General features: G+C 67.9%; 1 protein-coding gene. It reads left to right on the forward strand.

Going from position 1 to position 555, the window contains the following annotated elements; all coding sequences use genetic code 11:
* On the forward strand, positions 1 to 555 hold a 555-nt coding region (locus AC1MHZ_RS23390), incomplete at both ends, for a hypothetical protein (protein WP_482967013.1).

Raw genomic sequence — 555 nt, forward strand, 5'->3', positions numbered from 1 at the left:
CTGGCGGTGCTGACGCAGACCGTGCGCCTGGCCAAGCGCTACGCCATCCCCCATGAGCAGGCGCTGGTCATGGGCCGACAGCTGATCGCGGTGAGTGCCCGTGCCGGCGAGCTGAGCCAGTATGACCGGCTATTCAACGACCCACCGCTGGTCGAAGGCGGGCTGGACCCGGAAGACTACGTCGTGATCGACCTGCGCCCCGGCAAGGCCTCGGAACAGGCCGCTATCAAGGCCACGCTCAAGCGTGCCTGCCAGGTAGACGACGAGGGGCTGTACCAGCTGGGCCGCTTCCTTGCGCTGCCACCAAAAGAGCAGACCAGCGACGCGGACGGCGATGAGGTGCGCTTCGCCACCACGCTCGAAAGGTTGTCCGGCCTCTACACCCTGAGCCTGTGGGCCCGCCTGCACGGCCTGGCGCCCGGCGAGCTGGGGCTGTTGCTGGAGACCTTCGGCGCGCCACGGGACCTGAACGCAGCCTCGGCCGAGGAATGGTTGCGTTTGCTGGCCTGCGTGGAGCGTTTGTCGAGCTGGCTGCAAGCACAGGGCTGGACCGTG

The organism is Pseudomonas sp. FA-1 (assembly GCF_056856075.1).